The organism is Clostridium aminobutyricum, assembly GCF_017255415.1.
In the GTDB taxonomy this organism is placed as follows: Bacteria; Bacillota; Clostridia; order Peptostreptococcales; family Anaerovoracaceae; genus Aminipila; species Aminipila aminobutyrica.
Genome location: NZ_JAFJZZ010000001.1, coordinates 597,378 through 613,217, shown reverse-complemented (window position 1 = coordinate 613,217; position 15,840 = coordinate 597,378). Strand labels below are relative to the sequence as shown.

The window sequence follows — 15,840 nt, the reverse complement described above, 5'->3', positions numbered from 1 at the left end:
TTAATGAGAAGTGAAAGCCATTGGTTCATTATTTACTGGTTATCCGAATTAATCATTACACGACGAGCATCTCCATCCCATCTCACATCAGCACCTGAGTTTTCCGATACAAACCTCAATGGAACCAACGTAATATCATCCTGTATAAATGGTGCCGCTAACAGTTGGATTTTAGAACCATCTATATAGGCCTCTTCACTTCCGATACTGACACGTATCTCTTTACCGTTCATGCTCGCTGTGGCAGTCCTTGTTTTATTATCCCATTTCACTTCTGCACCTAAGACTTCAAAAAATTTTCTCATAGGCACCATCGTGCTCTGATTTTTTATGACTGGTTCAGACTCAAAATAGAGCTCAATTCCGTCTACATATACAGTGATTGGCTTTGCGCCCTTTTTCTCAGAAAAAGTGTCAGGTATTTTAAAATACCCTACGCGGGCATTCGCCCCTGAGTCAGGATCACTTATGGTTACAAAGGCATATCCTTCATCCGTCAGTAAAATATTATTAAATATCGTAGGAAGAACTTCTGCACCATATTGATTTACCAGTCCTACCCCCTCAAAATAATATTTATATACTACCTGAAAATCATGAAAGAAATCTCCTGTATTTGAATACTTGAATCCCGTTAAGTTGTTCCCGTTGGCATCGAGAAGTGCAAATCGCTGATCATAGTCATGAGGTGCTACACCTCCAGACGTATCGGCTCCGGGTTTTGCTCCCAAATAAAGATTGTCACTAAGATATCTCAGGTTAAAATCTTTAAATCCTGTCAGCATAGTTTCATCCTTGTCCAAATATCCGCTGACCTGCATATTATGAATGGTTTTTTTTACATAAATCCGGTTGTTTGACTCTATGTCAAAAAAGGAATAGTCCTTCGTACTTACCACTTCGCCGGAAGAATCGATCAAGAATGATTTACTGTCCTTTCGTGCATCAAAGAACCCTTGCTCATTTTTAACCACACTGTCATATTCAATCGGAAGAATAATAGTTCCTGTTTTGTCTATAATCCCCCATCTATTGTTCCGTGACACGATAGCCAAACCGTTATGAAAAGATCTTACCTCATCAAAGCTCTGAGAAATGACTTCTTTTCCTGTCTTATCGATAAACCCCCACTTTTTATCGTTCGATACAGCTGCAAATCCTTCATAAAAAGGAAATGCATAATCATAAATCAGCGGAACAATCTCTGTTCCCGACAAATCTAAAAATCCGTATTTTGCATCTTTGGAAACTTGTATTGTTTCCTCTGAAATATAAGGAGAATAGCCATAATGAGCGTCTGACAACGGTCTTCCATCCGTATCCACCAGGTCGTATACGCCTCCTTCTATGGCTGCTGAAAAAATCCCATTACCGAGAAATCTAAACTCCGTATACTTTCCCTCTTTATCTTCAAATAGTAGTTTTCCATTCTTATCCATTACGCCTTTATGAGCGTTCGATTGTAAGGTGACGGTTGCATAGCCGTCCATAAATGGTCCCACATCACTATAAGCCTTCCCGTCTATTTCTTTTGTTCCGGAAGAATCTATATAAATATATTGATCTCCTTTACGCATGAGCGTGACCGTTTCTTCACCGATGACGCTGGAAGAATAGCCATCATACGTTTCCGGTTGAAGGACAATCTCGCCTTTTCCATTTACGAAGGCTGTTTTGCCCGAAGCAGAATTATTACTGATGTTCAGCATGTAAATTCCCGTGTCCGAATCGTCTTGAATGGTATAATTAGTACAATCTTTTCCAAAATCATACCATGTAATATCTACACCCATATCTTCAACAGATTTCTGTCCTTTTGTATCCGCATATATATTTCCTGTAAATCCTCTGAACACAACTGTGATTGCCAACATACAGCAAATTGTTTTAACAACCTTGCTTTTGTATCTCATTATAGTATCCCCCTTGTTTTTTACTTTCAATTACTAAACACTCATTACCACATCAAATGCATCTCCAACTCCGCTCTACAGCTTATCCTCCTAGTCGTAAATGAGTTCTGCATTCCCATATGGCATGTTTTGTTCAAAATACTGGCTGATCTCCGAATTTTTTGGTACATGAATTTTAGTTCCATCAAGCCCTTCCTCCGTTTCCATGATTCTATTTCCGATTTTCTCTAAAGAAGCTGGGAACCAAATTTCTTCTATGTAGCTATCCCCAAAAGCCCATTCACCTATTTCTTTTACGCCTTCTTCCACTATAATTTTCTTAGCAGAAGTAAAAGCAAAAGCCCCGCCATTTATTTTCTTAACAGTACCTGGCACTATAACCTTCTTCAAGTTTGCTCCATGCCCGAAATCTCCTGAAAGAGCAGAATTGTATATTTCTGTAACAGTTTCCGGAATCGTAATTTCTTTATCCTTGCCTAAATAGGCATAGAGAATTCCATCTTTTATGCAGAAGCCATCTTTGTCCTTAATAGACTCATAATAAGCTTCTGTTGGATCCTCATCCGGCTGGTTTACCCGGTCTCCCCACGCAAATAGTAGGATTGATGAAACAGTCAAAAGTGCTATTCCTATAATCCTTTTTTTCATATTTACTCCCATTCCGCACCGCGCCCCTTGCGGCACAAATGTAATGCACTTTTTAGGTGCTTAATTTTCACACTTGCACTCCTAAGCTAAATGTGTTCAAGATAGATTCTCTTACGCTGGCTTAATCGGATGCCTGATGACGGTTTTCAGTTTTGCCACATCACATTTTGTAGGGTCAGACAGATAGATTTCATGGTGAAGCCGGTTCTCCGACAAATCGACCGCGTAGCCGTTTTGTTTTGCAAATTCATCCATAGCCTGAATTGTTGAGGGTTCATCATCGTAGGAGCCGATATGCATACACTGTACGCAAAGCCCCTCACGGCAGGTCAGAAATTCCACCTTTGAAAAATCCTCTTTTTTCTTTCTGGTGGCTTCACCGATAGCCCAATCGAAATCTACCTTCGTAACAAAATCGGGCAAACGAATCACGGATATCCAATGAAACCGTTCCTTATGTCCATAGTCAATACCTCGGGTGTTTTCCTGCCACCAGAAGCCTTCCAGCGGTGGCACCACGTACTCAAAATATCCACTGATTTTATGCGCGCCTTTATAACTCATCTTGATGGTAAAAGCGATAGCATACAGGCGGCCGATTGCCTTTTTGTATTCCCCTTGCTCATCGTTTGGGTCGCCGATTCCCCTGACAGCCAGATAGTTCATTTCGGGAATATCAACGATAGTGGGAGTCTGGGGCGGCATGTAAAACTCCTTATATTCTTTCTTATAATCGAAGGGCACGGTAAATCACCTCTTTCTCTGGTTATTGATCTCGAGTATCACAAGCTTGTTCATTTTTGTCTTCCCCTTTTCAGCATTATTGCCTTTCAAAGCCTATGTATCTGGTTCCCTGAAAAGACAAACGTCCATTATCCCCCTCTGCAAGCCTTCCATATTCCGAACCATTTATCTGGAATTCTAACCGATCACCACTTCCTACCTGAAAAGTCGCATAATATGTCGTAGAGGTCGTCATATAAGAACCATGTGCACCAGTGATATCTCCGGCGTTGTGGTGGTGTTCATGACTAACCGCTGTACGTTTAGACACAACTTTAGATAATACAGTCAGTCTAGGGGACTGATTATTTTTATTCCATTGTCCAATCCCCTTTATAATATTGACTATTATTACACCAAACACTAGAATAAACATCATAAAAAATAGGACTTCAAAACCGCCTCCAAAGAAAAAAGAATTACCAATCATTTATAACACCCCTCATTACTTAAACACTCCTAATAAACAGATGTGTTTTTCAATTTTCGCATATCCAAATATATTGAGCAAAGTCTCCGATTGTAGCATTATATTAATTCCTCATATTGCCCCCCCTTATTTTCTAAAAATGGCGCATACATCATAAGGGCATGATTTTCTGTAATATATTCTGTGCCAATAAGCTTTTTTTCTAAATCATATTTTTCCCTGTACAATTCATTATTTCTACTATAACCACCCCAATATTCTGCTTTTATATTGTGGTTTTTTTCTATTATCTTATATTTATAATCCAATTCATGTGATGCTCTCCATTGACCTTCTAAATATTCTTGTCCTACAGAAATAAAGAGTTGAAAAGTTATAGGAGTTTCATTAGTAATCATTAAATCTCTATATGGATATACACATGTTGCTCCACTACCAAAAGGTAATGTTCTATTTGAATCAGGAAATACATCAAAAGAATGTCTGTATCTTTCAACTATTGTAAGTGGTGTATGTAATGTCATCCAATAAATCAAATTGGACATTTGGCAAAGTCCTCCGCCCATACCAGATTTAAAGTTTCCACCATTTAAAACCATTCCATCTACATATCCTTTTTTAGCACTTGGTTTTCCTATTGTCTTCCAATAGCTAAACGTTTCCCCAGGTAATATCACTAACCCATTAAGTTTTTTAGCTGCAATTTTCAAATTAATAATCTTATTATATTGATATTGCATATCTACTTCCTTAAGTTGCCTGAGTAGTAATGATTTATGCTGATGTATGATAGATGGAAAAAATTCTTCTTTATATTGTGTCGCAAATGTAAATTTTGTTGAATTCCAAAGCCAGTAACGTTTATACGTAAAATATAGCTTACCACATGTTAGCCTTAATTTGCTCCGCTTTTTAGGCTGAATATTTGTTTTATCAAAAATTCTATTTTTCTTCATTTTTTCACACTCTTAATTTGATATCTTCTTCTAATTGGGTGACTATTTTTTGAAAATCCCCACGCACCTGTTTTTCATATTTTGCCATTATTATCCCCTTTTCCATATTCCGAACCATTTACTGCAATTCTAACTGATCACCGCTTTCTACAAATATTTGCTTGATTCTTTAATACTTAATGCCGATAATTGATCCTTATAATTTTCTATAAATTCTCTTACCCATTTGGGATTTACTTTACTATAATCTCTCAAGCTCCAACCGATTGCTTTATTGATAAAAAATTCATCACTCCCCAGATTGTTACAAATAATCTTTTCAAATAGTTCTATATTAGTCTTTTCTTTATACTCTTGTTGAAAATTTATCGCAACACGTTTTAACCATATATTCTCTGAAAGTGACCATTCTAACATTGTCTTTTCTAAATCTTTATTCTTTAATACAATACAGCCTACCATAGCATCAAGAGAATCAACCGTTTCCCACCACGATTTATTTACTATAAGGTGCTTCAGTTTCAATAAATCTTTATCCGTTAACTTTTTCGAATTCATTGACAAATAGTTAATTGCAATATATTGTGCTTCTCGATAGGTTTTGCTCCAACAAATATTAACAAATTCCCAATCAAAATCATATTTTCGGCTTTCCTTTAAATACTGCTTTGCAATTTCATTTAATTTAGGTTTTGGTATTCCTAAAAACTTAAATTTGTTTTGCATATATGCAGCCATTTTTTCTGCTTGCTTTTTATCTTCACACTGTTCCAATTTTTGAAATAGGGTATCATACCACATGCCTATCTCCCTTTTAAATTCTTATTGAGCAATTCAATTACTCAGTATTTGTTTTAATTTTCACATATCCAAATATATCGAGCAAAGTCACCTTTGACTGTTTTTTCAGCCCGGCAATAATCAATGATCTTTAGCTGCTCTGTACACAGCTGCTCTCTAATATCCGTTGACGTAACAATAATCATTCTATCGGCAATCTGTTTAGCGTGCCTAATGATATCTAATTGTTGTTCTTCATCAAAACGACTGAAGTTATTATATGGCAAATCAACTATCACCGCATCAACCTGTTCTTTGATCTCTTTCATATCACCGGTTACGATTTTAGCTTTATATTGATAGTGGTCTAGATTTAAACGAGCAAGTCTTGCAATTCTAGGATTAATCTCCCAGCCACATATATCATATCCTGCAAAAACACCTTCTAAGAGTACCGTTCCGACACCACAGCAGGCATCAATTAATCGCTTTGAAGGTTCTCCTCTACTTGCCACATTGATAAGCACTTTAGCCATATTGACTCCTAACGCACTGGAAAACGAGTATGGCTTTTGCTTATGGGCACGCCACTCATAATTATTTTGTTTTAAATAACCAAAGTACCAATAACCTTGATAAGATGTAATGCCTAACATGATTTTGGGAGATTGAAAAGATGGGTAGCCATATATGCGAAGCCCTATTTCTTTTGACAGCTTTTTACCTTGATTAATATTGGGATCTCTATTATACATCCCAACATACTTCACCATAAAATCATTCGCTCTAAAGTCATCTGCCGTAATTAAATCAAGAATTTCATGGAAGGTCTTTTTCTTATAGATGATTTTTATTCTATTCTTTAGAAAAGGGCTAATGGATGGATCAACTTCTTTGTTTGTAAAAAACACTTTATCATCAAGCTCAATATCAAAAAGTGCCTTCATTTCAAAGGCACACATATTATGATCTTGGATGTTATAGTTTACGTTGTACATAAATTGATCCATCATTTTCCCCCTGACATCAATTGATAATACTTGGGTAACTTGTCATAAGCTTTTTTGCACTTGGCATAGCATTCGCACTTTGGTTTTCCGATTTCTTGATGCATTCTTTGCCAAATTGGTTCAGCGTCTTCTTTTAATAGGTTGCCGTAAGATATGGGCAGAAAATCGCAGGGCCCAAAATTTCCATCTGCATCAATAAAAGAATGCTGACTCCCCGCTCCGCATCCGTATTGATCTTCCGATTCCACATACGGAAAGACTGAAACCTTTGGGTATTGCCAGTCACGATTCATTTCTACATGAAGGGCAATCAGTTTTTTCTGTTCTTCTACTGTTAACACTTCGTCACTGTGCTCGTTTAGTGTTCCGCACGGAATCGGCTCCATGATACGCATCTCATCAACACCAAGGGATTTTGCAAGTTTCCCAATCTCCTTGATTTCACCGGTTTCCAAAAGCTCACGGGTGCACATGGTCTGTGTCATAGTATAGAGTCCCGCCAGCTTTGCATTCCGAATCGCATTTAACGCATGCACATAGGCTCCTTCCACGCTTCGCATTCGGTCATGATCTTCTTCTTTCATATGATCAAGACTGATTGCGATACCAAATAAGTCGGCTTTTTTAAGTGATGCGGCTCTCTCAAACGTAAGACCAAAACCGGTTGTAAACAGCAGCGTCATGCACGGCATATTCTTGCCTTTAGCCGCCAATGAAATTGCCTGTTCAAGATCTTCTCGAAGAAGTGGCTCCCCTCCTGTAAAACCAATGATTCCAACACCGAGTTTCTTCATTTTTTCCGTTACGATCAGTAGTTCTTCCGTCGTCAAATCCTTTCCCGGGCACTCCATAAAATGATAGGCACTGCAATGCCAACAATGGTACATACATCGATGTGTAACTGCTATATAGGTCGAGATTGGTGCAAGTCTCTTGCCTGTTGTATGATTTATGAAAAATTCTGCCCCTTTTCCTGGGACGTGCATAGCAATCCGGTAAAATGCCTCTGTATTTACAGGCGGGAAGAACGAATTAATCATATATTTTCGTTCATGTGAAATCAGCCGTTCATTTTTAATGACATTCCAACTGCAACGCATCAAGTTGATTAGATGATAATCTTTAGACTCACAAAACTTCTTGTGAAGAGAAAAAAAATTGTGCCATACCACAGAATCGGTCATCATATTGAGTAAAACTTTCTTGCTTCTTATGCTCATACATTCTTCCTCTTTTCAAAAATCCCATAGACAAATCGGTGCTCCGTCGAATCAATCTGTTTTGTATCAAAATATTGAATCATCTGCTGCTTTATTTTATCTGAACGAAGGTCAATCATACGGTCGTAACCAGCGAGAGCGCCGGTGGCGGTCACAAACTCCACAAGTTCTGCAGCATTGGCAAAACCGAAACGCTGGCTTCCTTTTTGCACCAACGTAACATCAAAACCACAATCCGTAAACCACCCCTCAAACACCTTGCTGTTTTTTGGATTTGGCAAATCCCTCATAATCCGTTGAATTGAAAGTACATTTCTTACGAGCAATTTTGGATATAATGCTCGTATCTCCAGAAGGGTATCCGCAGTATTTACAATGACTGCCATTCTACCTCCCTTTTTAAGAATACGCGCACATTCTTTAATTACTTGCATAGGTGGTTGGTATTTAATAGCCCACATACATATCACAGTATCGTACTTCTCATCAGGGCAGGATCGCAAATAGGAAAGCATGTCCTGATGAATAAAGGTTAATTGCTGGTTGTTATTTACAGACTTTTCCTTTGCCTGCGTGAGCATACCTTCTGAGAGATCTACCAACGTAATCTCTGCCTTCACGCCATGCTTTTGCAAAAACCGTGTATTATAACCTGTTCCGCATGCCAAATCTAGAACCTGTTCGCCAACTGATTTTTTTAAAAGTAATGACAGCACTTCATCATTATGTCGATGCATTGTTTTCAGAAAATATGTATCATATCCTTTACTTACTATATCATATGAACTAGCAATATCTGTGTTTTTCACTTTTTTTATCCCGAATGATGCCATCAACCTTTCCTTCCCCATACAATATAATCTCGCTGATTAACCAAAGCTTGTTCTACCTGTAATCCGGCTTGCTCTAAGTACCCCAAAAGTTTCGATTCACTTACTGGCTTAATGGATTCAAAACAACATCTTTCAAACAAAAAAATCAGTTTTGTTTTCCAGCACTCCGGTGAAAAATCGGTAATGATAATCATTCCATCCTCCCCCAGCATATGTAAACAGCAGTCAAGCATCTCTGTCTGTGGTTTCACATGATGAAGGCAATCTCGTATCAATATCAGGTCAAACTTCTCCTCCAATTCACACGGCATCGACTTGTTAATTACCCGAATCGCCTCGTTTTTTTTCTTTGCCAACTGTGTCATCTGCAGGCATGGATCAATGATGGTCACCCTATGTCCTAGTTTGATAAGCTTATCAGCCGTAACCCCGGTTCCTCCACCCACATCAGCGATTTTCTGTGGGTGACTTTCGATAAGGTTTAGAATAGCTGTATCATCATCAAGTGAAAAAAGATTCATAAACTTATCATACACTTTTGCGTAGCACTGAAATAAGTAACTCATATTCGTTTATTTCCACTCTTTCCATACTTCTGGCTTATATCCAACTGTGGCTTGCTTTCCATTTCTTATAATCGGTGTCAGCAGCACATGTTGATTTTCTAACACTTTTTCTTCTTTATATGGATCAGCTATATATTTAATTAGTGCCAACGCATCTTGATCTTTACAGTTTTCATTTAACATCTGTTCAAGCCCGCCCACTGCTTGTCTAACACTATTAAATTCGCCTTTACTCATTCCCTTTTCTTTCATATCTATGAACTGGCATTTTACACCACGCTCTTTAAAATACCTTTGTGCCTTCTTGGTTTCAAAACATTTTGTCGTTCCAAATATTTGTATATTCATTTTTTATTTTCCTCTTTATCTTTATCGTTCCATATTCTAAGATAATCATAAATTTTATTCTTTTGTATTTTCAGTCATTCTGTACTGCCTCCGATACTGTTTACAACTGTCAAACATTGAAAATCTGATTCATTATTATAAAACTCTTTCAATCTATCAGTCGTCAGGTCGCTCACTTTGCATAGAGTTTTCTTTATATTTATTGGACTTTCCTCATTTCCTAACCATATACTCCACAATTCAAGTTCTGATGCTGTTTCTAAATAGTTCTGAATATATTTAAGTACAATGTCAACGGTGTCGTCTGAGTAATTCCATTCCAGAGCAGTACAAAATTGCTTTTCTGTTCCTATACTCATTGGTAACCCTCACAAATTTACATTCTCTATTGATTTTCTATTATATTTTATTTGCCTACGAATAAGCATAAATAATTCATATCCAAAAACTACACCCCCAATTGCTGAAGGAATCTGAGTTGTCATTAACCATAAATTAGGTTTATAGACCGGCAAGCTTACGTTTATAAAGAAATACATTCCATAGAGTATTTCTTGAAATGTTGCAAAATAAAATGCCGGAATACCAACAAGAATAAATTCTAAAACCGTCTGTTTTGTAGTAAATTCATATTGACTGCTTATCCATACTAATAAAGCAAAAATTGCACCTATTAAAATTATTAAGAAAGGCATAACGAATACCAGTGGAGAAAGCTCTAAAGTCTCTAATCGGTATTGTTTAATCTCTAACGATAAGAAGTAATATAAATATAAAATACAAAAGATTAACACATCACAGCCAATATATAAACAAATCCTTTTTTTCACTCTTTTCACCTTCTTTCATAATTGCACTACTCTGCTAACAATCTTTTAACCTATTAATATAGGTATACAATCATTAAAGCAATTAAAGTGAAAAACGCAGCAAATAGGCTAAATATTGAAACTAACCTATTGTATTTCCAAAATTGCAACGCTTGAACGAACATCATCAATCCTAATAAAGGCTGTACTATATTCATCCCGCCTTGCCATCTACCTGTAAGATATAGAATAAAAAATAGGACAGCAGGAACTGAAAGAATCAGACTGACCACTAATAAACTTTTTTCATATGTAGATTTCTCATTCCATGTTGGCATTTGTTTTTTCATAGTAAGTCCCCTTTTTTTGAATAGTCTATCCATGATAAAACAGTCGTTGAAATCAACCTTCCCGGCATTAATATCACCATAACAAAAATCAACATTCGATTTATATCGTCAGAGAATCTGAATGGATTATCAAAGATTCCACCAAGCCAACCAACATTTGAATAATCTGGTTTTGGAGAAATAAAATAACCGGCAGCACTATACACTGCCATTACAGATACGAACGTAATGAATTCTTTAAAATGAAAGGAAATTCCAAAAACCAGATAATAAATCACTGTTACAATTACTATTGATACAATGGTTTTTACAATTAGTGTATCTAAACGTTCACCTTTTCCCCTTTTAGTTTTTTCGATAGTGCCTATTTCCCCTGGATTTATCAATTCACCGATAAATTCTATTAATCCCATAATAAAAAATCTCCTTTTAAATTTTAGCTTGAACTACTACTTGATGCTGAAACACTTGACGCTGCAATCACTGCGCACATAGCGGCTTGCTGCGCTACAATTAATGATATAGTAGCGCCTATGGCCGCAGAACCCATTGTTAGATTATTTGGATTATCAATATAATCACTTGCAACCAGCATTCCAGCATGCATCAAACGTTGCTTTTTATCAATTCCAAATAATCCATATCCTTTTTGTGCAGAAAGATAATTGTCAACTTCTATGACATCATTTATTACTGAATCACTATCTGCCGGAAGCATGGCAAGGACGCCCAGCGTTGCAAGTTCTTCGTTTTTGCCATACCGATATCCCTTTTCCTTTAAACTATTAAACAGCGCTATCGTCTTTCTGCATTTGTCTTCAGCTTTCCCCTCCCCAAGTGCCAATACATGACTTAAGGATTGTACTGCATCGCGGGAGAAAAACTCTGGTTTCAGAAAATCATAGCAGCACTTCGTTTCCATAACGATCTGCTCATCTGTCAAATCTGAAATTGCAAGTAATGCAGCAAATACACTATCCTCACTGGAAGTCAAAAAAGGATGTGCATCTTTCATTAATTTATAGATGTGTCTTGTGCGCTCTGCAATATTGTTATAACGATCCGAACTTACTAAATCGGAAATAATCATAGAAGTTAACGGCAAATATTCAGAGGAAAAGAAATGCCCCTTTAGAACAGAATAGGCATCTAATGTCCTTTTTAGTTTTTGTTCCGGCTTGCTGTCTATGGCCATCATACAAATCATAACCAGTTTAATGGTGCCTCTAAAGTTAGAAAACAGACCCACTTGACTTTTAAAGATATCTCTACAATATATCATTTTATTCGCATCTGCTTTCTGCCGTTTGTCTGTAAAAAGTGCCGCACAAATTGAGTAAAGTTCTGTACTTTCCCAACGAAACGTTGCTTTGATTGTTTCTCTATTTTCGATAAAGTTTTCACATAGTGTAGATAAGGTGTTTCTCATGTTTTTCCTTTCAGAGGTTTATAAAGGTATGTGAAATTCGAATGTTTGATAAATAACTAGACTTCATCCGGCTTCACTTTTTAAACATAATGGGAAGTTCATATGTCCTTCCAAATTGCCGAACGGTGGCAATTGCTGTGTTAGCTGATGTTATTAATCGAAACTTCTCTATTAATTTTTATATCCTGAAGAATTTTATAAATTGCTATTGTATTCTCAAACATTTGCCAACACTTATAAACATACTCCAAAATATATATTTCATCATTACCGTATTTAATCATATGCTCATATGGTATATACCTCCAGTCTTCATGACCGATTGCATTTCGTATTTTCCTCTCAAATTTGGGCATGAATATATTAAATCCTTCATTGATCTCAGCAAACCTCAGTTTATTTGCTTTCGATTGTTTTCGGTACTTTATTAGTGTGTTTACTTCTTTGTTGTTAATAATGACACCTGATGGCATGTTCATATGATTACCCCTTATAAGAACATTGTTTAACATCATAACTATTTCATAAACATCTATTAAATTCTCGTAAATAGTGATATAAATATCCTTGACATCCGTGAAATTTGTTGTCGTAAGTGTATATTCCTTATAAATATCATCAATTCTGTCTTCCGTTATATACTTAAGGAAAGTAGCGGGAATGAAATAATAATAATTGCTAAGAACATTACTGATTGCCCTATAAAGTTTTCTATCATATTCCAGCAGCATTTCATTGTTGCAATAATTTATAAGAAAATCATTAAATGCCTCTGCTTGAGTTGTTTTAAGCAACTCCATCTTTTCTAGAATTTTTTTATTTAAAATTCCAAAGCTACTATTGTGAAAGAAATTGCTAAAATATCCAATATTGTAAGAATAAAGGTTTCTAATAATTTCTTCATCTGTAAATTCTCCTTTATGCTCTAAATTAAGTTGTTTATGCAATTCAGAAGATAAATATTTCTTATTCTTATTTAAATATAACTCATTAATTCTTTCAAAAATGTGATTGTTTTTCTTGTGAATATAAATTGCGCTCATAAAACTCTTTTGAAAGTTTACGTATTTTTCATGTCCGATCATTTGTGTCGAGCGAATAAATGGAGTCCATCCAGGTCTGATAATGTGTTGATTTGATATTTTGAAGGTTAATAGTTCAGATGAAGTTTCAGCATAGTATTTTGGTGTTATATGATTTATTTGTGAAGCATTCTTTGACTTGAAATTAATTGTAACTTCTTCATTATTTGTATAAAGAGTAAACTTCAATACAGTTAAGCAGTCAGGACAAACAATACTTACTGGAGCTTCTTCAACATGTCCAATTTGCCACTTAAGATTTATTACAGCTTCGCACACTTCACATTTTACTTGAATATTTGTTACCATCCAGTATCTCCTCATTATCTTAAAAATTATTTAATAATTTTGCTAAAGTCATACTATTCGATTGTTGGCATATCGCTCATCAACTTGAAACTGAATCCAGCCTTTTTTAAGTTCGGTATCTATTATAAATTTTATATCTCTGATAGGTATAAATAATTCAGGGCAATCATAAACTGCGCATTATTGTTATAATGTGTAGTTGAAATTTAGCCCCTCCATCGCAAAATATAAATAAAATCTAGGTTATTCATAACATAGTGAAAATTAATTTGGCAGATTCCAGTCACATTATTGCAAATACTTTAAATTCAAATTGAACCTTCTAACAATCATGTAATCAAACACCCAAATTTCCCCTCAATTCGACCTAATTTCCTAAATTATATATCTCGCCATATCATAAAACAATACAATAAATGTAATTTATAGATAAATTTCCAATCACTTCTACCGCTACACTATTTCAAAGAAAAACAGGAGCATATTTTTATATACCCCTGTTTGTGACACTAAATTATATTAAACTCTCTTAACGGCAAGCCTTATCGTTACTTGCCTTTTGCTTAAAACGGCTTAATTCGTTTTTGTGTCCAGTTGCCGTATTTTTGTGAATGCTTCGGATGCAGTGTTTATGGCTGATTCTGCATTCATATCACTTGCGGTATTCCAAACACCATTTAATACAATACACAACTGTGGATATAACAAGCAATATTGTTAGTAGTAGTACGCTAACAATATATATGCTAATATTTTCATGCGTAAATAGTGAGAAAAATTGAACTCCTCCAATTATTGCTATGATGATAATCAAACCACCAACCAATATTTTATATGATGTTTTAGCCGCTTCCGATACAATTACTTTTTCTCGTTCATCTGAAAATGTCAATTCAGAACTACCTTTTTTGCTCCATTTAAGTATTTTTCCAAGAACATAATAAACAACGGGATATATAACTAGATAGATAACCAGTAGTATGGGATAAATTGTAATAGTTCCGCTAAACCCGGTATTTTCAAGGTGGATTTCTGAAAAAGGAAACAAAAATGCCAGACCAAACAGTAGAAATAATATTGTGTTACCAACACTTATAAATATAGTTTTTTTCATTAGATGGTCTCCTTCTTAAATATTTCTTCAATAGGTGTTTCTAGCACCTCAGATATCCGCATAGCCAAAAGCAGCGAAGGTACATAACTTCCTTTTTCCAAAGAAATGATTGTTTGTCTAGTAACACCAACAAGTTCAGCCAGTTTCTCCTGCGATATATATTTTTGTGCTCGTAGTTCTTTTACGGTATTATATAATGTTTCCATAGTTTTCCCCTTTCAATGATAGTATAGTTGACTTTACATGTAAAGTCAACTATACTATCAAAATTATAAAAAAAAGACGCTTTTGCGTCCTCTTTCGATATATGCCATCTATTAACTGTCTATCTCATTGTTTTGGTTTTTAGTAGCTGATTCCTTATTCACCCTGCCCATTCCGACAAGGTATTTTAAGAGGCGGGATACCGATCCCGCCCCCATAAGCTCGCATTACTGTTCATTAATCAGCTGCAAAATGTATTTTCTTTTCTGATGAAATTTTTCGGTATACCGAACATCATCCGAATTATCTTGCACAAAATCTTTCGTAAAATGTACCGGAAAATCAGCAATGATTTTGCCGGGCCGCTTGGACATGACAAGGATTCGAGTTCCCAGCAGCAAGGCTTCATCTACGTCATGGGTGATAAAGAAGATCGTTTTCCCTGAATTCCACCATATTTTACGGATGAGTCCCTGCATTTGCTCTCTTGTCAATGCATCCAACGCCCCAAAAGGTTCATCCATCAGCAGCACTTCAGGATTGTTGATCAACGCGCTTGCAATGGAAGCTCTTTGCTTCATTCCGCCTGATAACTCATATACCTTTTTATCCGCGAACTCCGTCAAACCAACTTTTTCAAGATAGACTTCCACCTCTTCATTGATTTTTTTCTTCGGAATCTTCATCATCATTGGGCCAAAGGCAATATTTTTACGAACGGAATACCATTCATACAGAGGAGGCTGCTGAAAAACAACCCCTCTGTGACAATCAATGCCTTTCAGTTCTGTCTGGTTCAGTTTCACCGTTCCGGTTGTCGAAGGAATGAATCCTGCTAAAATCTTCAGCAGGGTGCTTTTTCCGCAGCCGCTCGGTCCCATCACACAGACAAATTCACCCGGATATAAGTTAATATTGATATGTTCAATTGCGGGGATAACCGTGCCCCCTTCGTCATAGACCAAGGACACATTATCCATGGAAATTAGTTCATTTGTCGTTTCGAAAAAATTCTCCACTTTAGTATTATATTCATCACTCATGATTCTTCCTGTC

General features: G+C 36.1%; 20 protein-coding genes. All 20 read right to left on the bottom strand.

Annotated features, from left to right (window positions below; translation table 11 throughout):
• Positions 1–32 precede the first annotated feature (32 nt).
• Positions 33–1,913, bottom strand: coding sequence for a WG repeat-containing protein (locus JYB65_RS02990; RefSeq protein WP_206581128.1), 1,881 nt, complete (start codon positions 1,911–1,913; stop codon positions 33–35).
• A 90-nt stretch (positions 1,914–2,003) separates the two neighbouring features.
• On the bottom strand, positions 2,004–2,561 hold the full coding sequence (locus JYB65_RS02985; RefSeq protein WP_206581127.1) for a leucine-rich repeat domain-containing protein: 558 nt from the start codon (positions 2,559–2,561) through the stop codon (positions 2,004–2,006).
• Between the two features lie 111 nt (positions 2,562–2,672).
• A complete protein-coding gene (locus JYB65_RS02980) occupies positions 2,673–3,305 on the bottom strand; it encodes a GyrI-like domain-containing protein (RefSeq protein ID WP_206581126.1) in 633 nt (210 codons plus the stop codon).
• A gap of 76 nt (positions 3,306–3,381) precedes the next feature.
• The gene (locus tag JYB65_RS02975; protein WP_206581125.1) at positions 3,382–3,774 is read right to left on the bottom strand and encodes a DUF2500 domain-containing protein; all 393 of its coding nucleotides are present in this window, start codon (positions 3,772–3,774) and stop codon (positions 3,382–3,384) included.
• A 98-nt stretch (positions 3,775–3,872) separates the two neighbouring features.
• Positions 3,873–4,730, bottom strand: a complete 858-nt coding sequence (locus JYB65_RS02970) for a VanW family protein (protein ID WP_206581124.1) — start codon at positions 4,728–4,730, stop codon at positions 3,873–3,875.
• Positions 4,731–4,877: 147 nt separating this feature from the next.
• Positions 4,878–5,531: a DNA alkylation repair protein gene (locus tag JYB65_RS02965; RefSeq protein WP_206581123.1), complete on the bottom strand. Its 654-nt coding sequence runs from the start codon at positions 5,529–5,531 to the stop codon at positions 4,878–4,880.
• 53 nt (positions 5,532–5,584) lie between these two features.
• Positions 5,585–6,520 carry a TRM11 family SAM-dependent methyltransferase gene (locus JYB65_RS02960; RefSeq protein WP_206581122.1) on the bottom strand — a complete coding sequence of 312 codons (936 nt, stop codon included), beginning with the start codon at positions 6,518–6,520 and terminating at the stop codon, positions 5,585–5,587.
• Positions 6,520–7,740 carry a radical SAM/SPASM domain-containing protein gene (locus JYB65_RS02955; RefSeq protein WP_245156561.1) on the bottom strand — a complete coding sequence of 407 codons (1,221 nt, stop codon included), beginning with the start codon at positions 7,738–7,740 and terminating at the stop codon, positions 6,520–6,522. The genes JYB65_RS02960 and JYB65_RS02955 overlap by 1 nt, the downstream gene beginning before the upstream one ends.
• Positions 7,737–8,573: a class I SAM-dependent methyltransferase gene (locus JYB65_RS02950; RefSeq protein WP_206581121.1), complete on the bottom strand. Its 837-nt coding sequence runs from the start codon at positions 8,571–8,573 to the stop codon at positions 7,737–7,739. Before JYB65_RS02950 ends, JYB65_RS02955 begins: the two co-directional genes overlap by 4 nt.
• Complete coding sequence (locus tag JYB65_RS02945; RefSeq protein WP_206581120.1) at positions 8,573–9,139, bottom strand: class I SAM-dependent methyltransferase; 567 nt, start codon at positions 9,137–9,139, stop codon at positions 8,573–8,575. Before JYB65_RS02945 ends, JYB65_RS02950 begins: the two co-directional genes overlap by 1 nt.
• 6 nt (positions 9,140–9,145) lie before the next feature.
• On the bottom strand, positions 9,146–9,487 hold the full coding sequence (locus JYB65_RS02940; RefSeq protein WP_206581119.1) for an arsenate reductase family protein: 342 nt from the start codon (positions 9,485–9,487) through the stop codon (positions 9,146–9,148).
• Between the two features lie 74 nt (positions 9,488–9,561).
• Complete coding sequence (locus JYB65_RS02935) at positions 9,562–9,846, bottom strand: hypothetical protein (RefSeq protein WP_206581118.1); 285 nt, start codon at positions 9,844–9,846, stop codon at positions 9,562–9,564.
• Between the two features lie 9 nt (positions 9,847–9,855).
• On the bottom strand, positions 9,856–10,317 hold the full coding sequence (locus tag JYB65_RS02930) for a hypothetical protein (protein ID WP_206581117.1): 462 nt from the start codon (positions 10,315–10,317) through the stop codon (positions 9,856–9,858).
• A 53-nt stretch (positions 10,318–10,370) separates the two neighbouring features.
• Positions 10,371–10,646 (bottom strand): hypothetical protein, encoded by a 276-nt coding sequence (locus JYB65_RS02925; protein WP_206581116.1) that lies wholly within the window; start codon positions 10,644–10,646, stop codon positions 10,371–10,373.
• Complete coding sequence (locus tag JYB65_RS02920; protein WP_206581115.1) at positions 10,643–11,059, bottom strand: hypothetical protein; 417 nt, start codon at positions 11,057–11,059, stop codon at positions 10,643–10,645. The genes JYB65_RS02925 and JYB65_RS02920 overlap by 4 nt, the downstream gene beginning before the upstream one ends.
• 23 nt (positions 11,060–11,082) lie before the next feature.
• A complete protein-coding gene (locus JYB65_RS02915; RefSeq protein WP_206581114.1) occupies positions 11,083–12,075 on the bottom strand; it encodes a DUF4003 family protein in 993 nt (330 codons plus the stop codon).
• A 140-nt stretch (positions 12,076–12,215) separates the two neighbouring features.
• The gene (locus JYB65_RS02910; protein ID WP_206581113.1) at positions 12,216–13,466 is read right to left on the bottom strand and encodes a hypothetical protein; all 1,251 of its coding nucleotides are present in this window, start codon (positions 13,464–13,466) and stop codon (positions 12,216–12,218) included.
• A 652-nt stretch (positions 13,467–14,118) separates the two neighbouring features.
• Positions 14,119–14,580: a hypothetical protein gene (locus tag JYB65_RS02905; protein ID WP_206581112.1), complete on the bottom strand. Its 462-nt coding sequence runs from the start codon at positions 14,578–14,580 to the stop codon at positions 14,119–14,121.
• A complete protein-coding gene (locus JYB65_RS02900; RefSeq protein WP_206581111.1) occupies positions 14,580–14,786 on the bottom strand; it encodes a helix-turn-helix transcriptional regulator in 207 nt (68 codons plus the stop codon). Before JYB65_RS02900 ends, JYB65_RS02905 begins: the two co-directional genes overlap by 1 nt.
• Before the next feature lie 225 nt (positions 14,787–15,011).
• Positions 15,012–15,827 carry an ABC transporter ATP-binding protein gene (locus JYB65_RS02895; protein WP_206581110.1) on the bottom strand — a complete coding sequence of 272 codons (816 nt, stop codon included), beginning with the start codon at positions 15,825–15,827 and terminating at the stop codon, positions 15,012–15,014.
• Positions 15,828–15,840 lie beyond the last annotated feature (13 nt).

Coding starts and splice junctions, on each gene's coding strand:
- JYB65_RS02990 (WP_206581128.1), bottom strand. CDS start 1,913: ATGAGATACAAAAGCAAGGTTGTTAAAACAATTTGCTGTATGTTGGCA.
- JYB65_RS02985 (WP_206581127.1), bottom strand. CDS start 2,561: ATGAAAAAAAGGATTATAGGAATAGCACTTTTGACTGTTTCATCAATC.
- JYB65_RS02975 (WP_206581125.1), bottom strand. CDS start 3,774: ATGATTGGTAATTCTTTTTTCTTTGGAGGCGGTTTTGAAGTCCTATTT.
- JYB65_RS02970 (WP_206581124.1), bottom strand. CDS start 4,730: ATGAAGAAAAATAGAATTTTTGATAAAACAAATATTCAGCCTAAAAAG.
- JYB65_RS02965 (WP_206581123.1), bottom strand. CDS start 5,531: ATGTGGTATGATACCCTATTTCAAAAATTGGAACAGTGTGAAGATAAA.
- JYB65_RS02960 (WP_206581122.1), bottom strand. CDS start 6,520: ATGGATCAATTTATGTACAACGTAAACTATAACATCCAAGATCATAAT.
- JYB65_RS02955 (WP_245156561.1), bottom strand. CDS start 7,740: ATGAGCATAAGAAGCAAGAAAGTTTTACTCAATATGATGACCGATTCT.
- JYB65_RS02950 (WP_206581121.1), bottom strand. CDS start 8,573: ATGGCATCATTCGGGATAAAAAAAGTGAAAAACACAGATATTGCTAGT.
- JYB65_RS02945 (WP_206581120.1), bottom strand. CDS start 9,139: ATGAGTTACTTATTTCAGTGCTACGCAAAAGTGTATGATAAGTTTATG.
- JYB65_RS02940 (WP_206581119.1), bottom strand. CDS start 9,487: ATGAATATACAAATATTTGGAACGACAAAATGTTTTGAAACCAAGAAG.
- JYB65_RS02935 (WP_206581118.1), bottom strand. CDS start 9,846: ATGAGTATAGGAACAGAAAAGCAATTTTGTACTGCTCTGGAATGGAAT.
- JYB65_RS02925 (WP_206581116.1), bottom strand. CDS start 10,646: ATGAAAAAACAAATGCCAACATGGAATGAGAAATCTACATATGAAAAA.
- JYB65_RS02920 (WP_206581115.1), bottom strand. CDS start 11,059: ATGGGATTAATAGAATTTATCGGTGAATTGATAAATCCAGGGGAAATA.
- JYB65_RS02915 (WP_206581114.1), bottom strand. CDS start 12,075: ATGAGAAACACCTTATCTACACTATGTGAAAACTTTATCGAAAATAGA.
- JYB65_RS02910 (WP_206581113.1), bottom strand. CDS start 13,466: ATGGTAACAAATATTCAAGTAAAATGTGAAGTGTGCGAAGCTGTAATA.
- JYB65_RS02905 (WP_206581112.1), bottom strand. CDS start 14,580: ATGAAAAAAACTATATTTATAAGTGTTGGTAACACAATATTATTTCTA.
- JYB65_RS02900 (WP_206581111.1), bottom strand. CDS start 14,786: ATGGAAACATTATATAATACCGTAAAAGAACTACGAGCACAAAAATAT.
- JYB65_RS02895 (WP_206581110.1), bottom strand. CDS start 15,827: ATGAGTGATGAATATAATACTAAAGTGGAGAATTTTTTCGAAACGACA.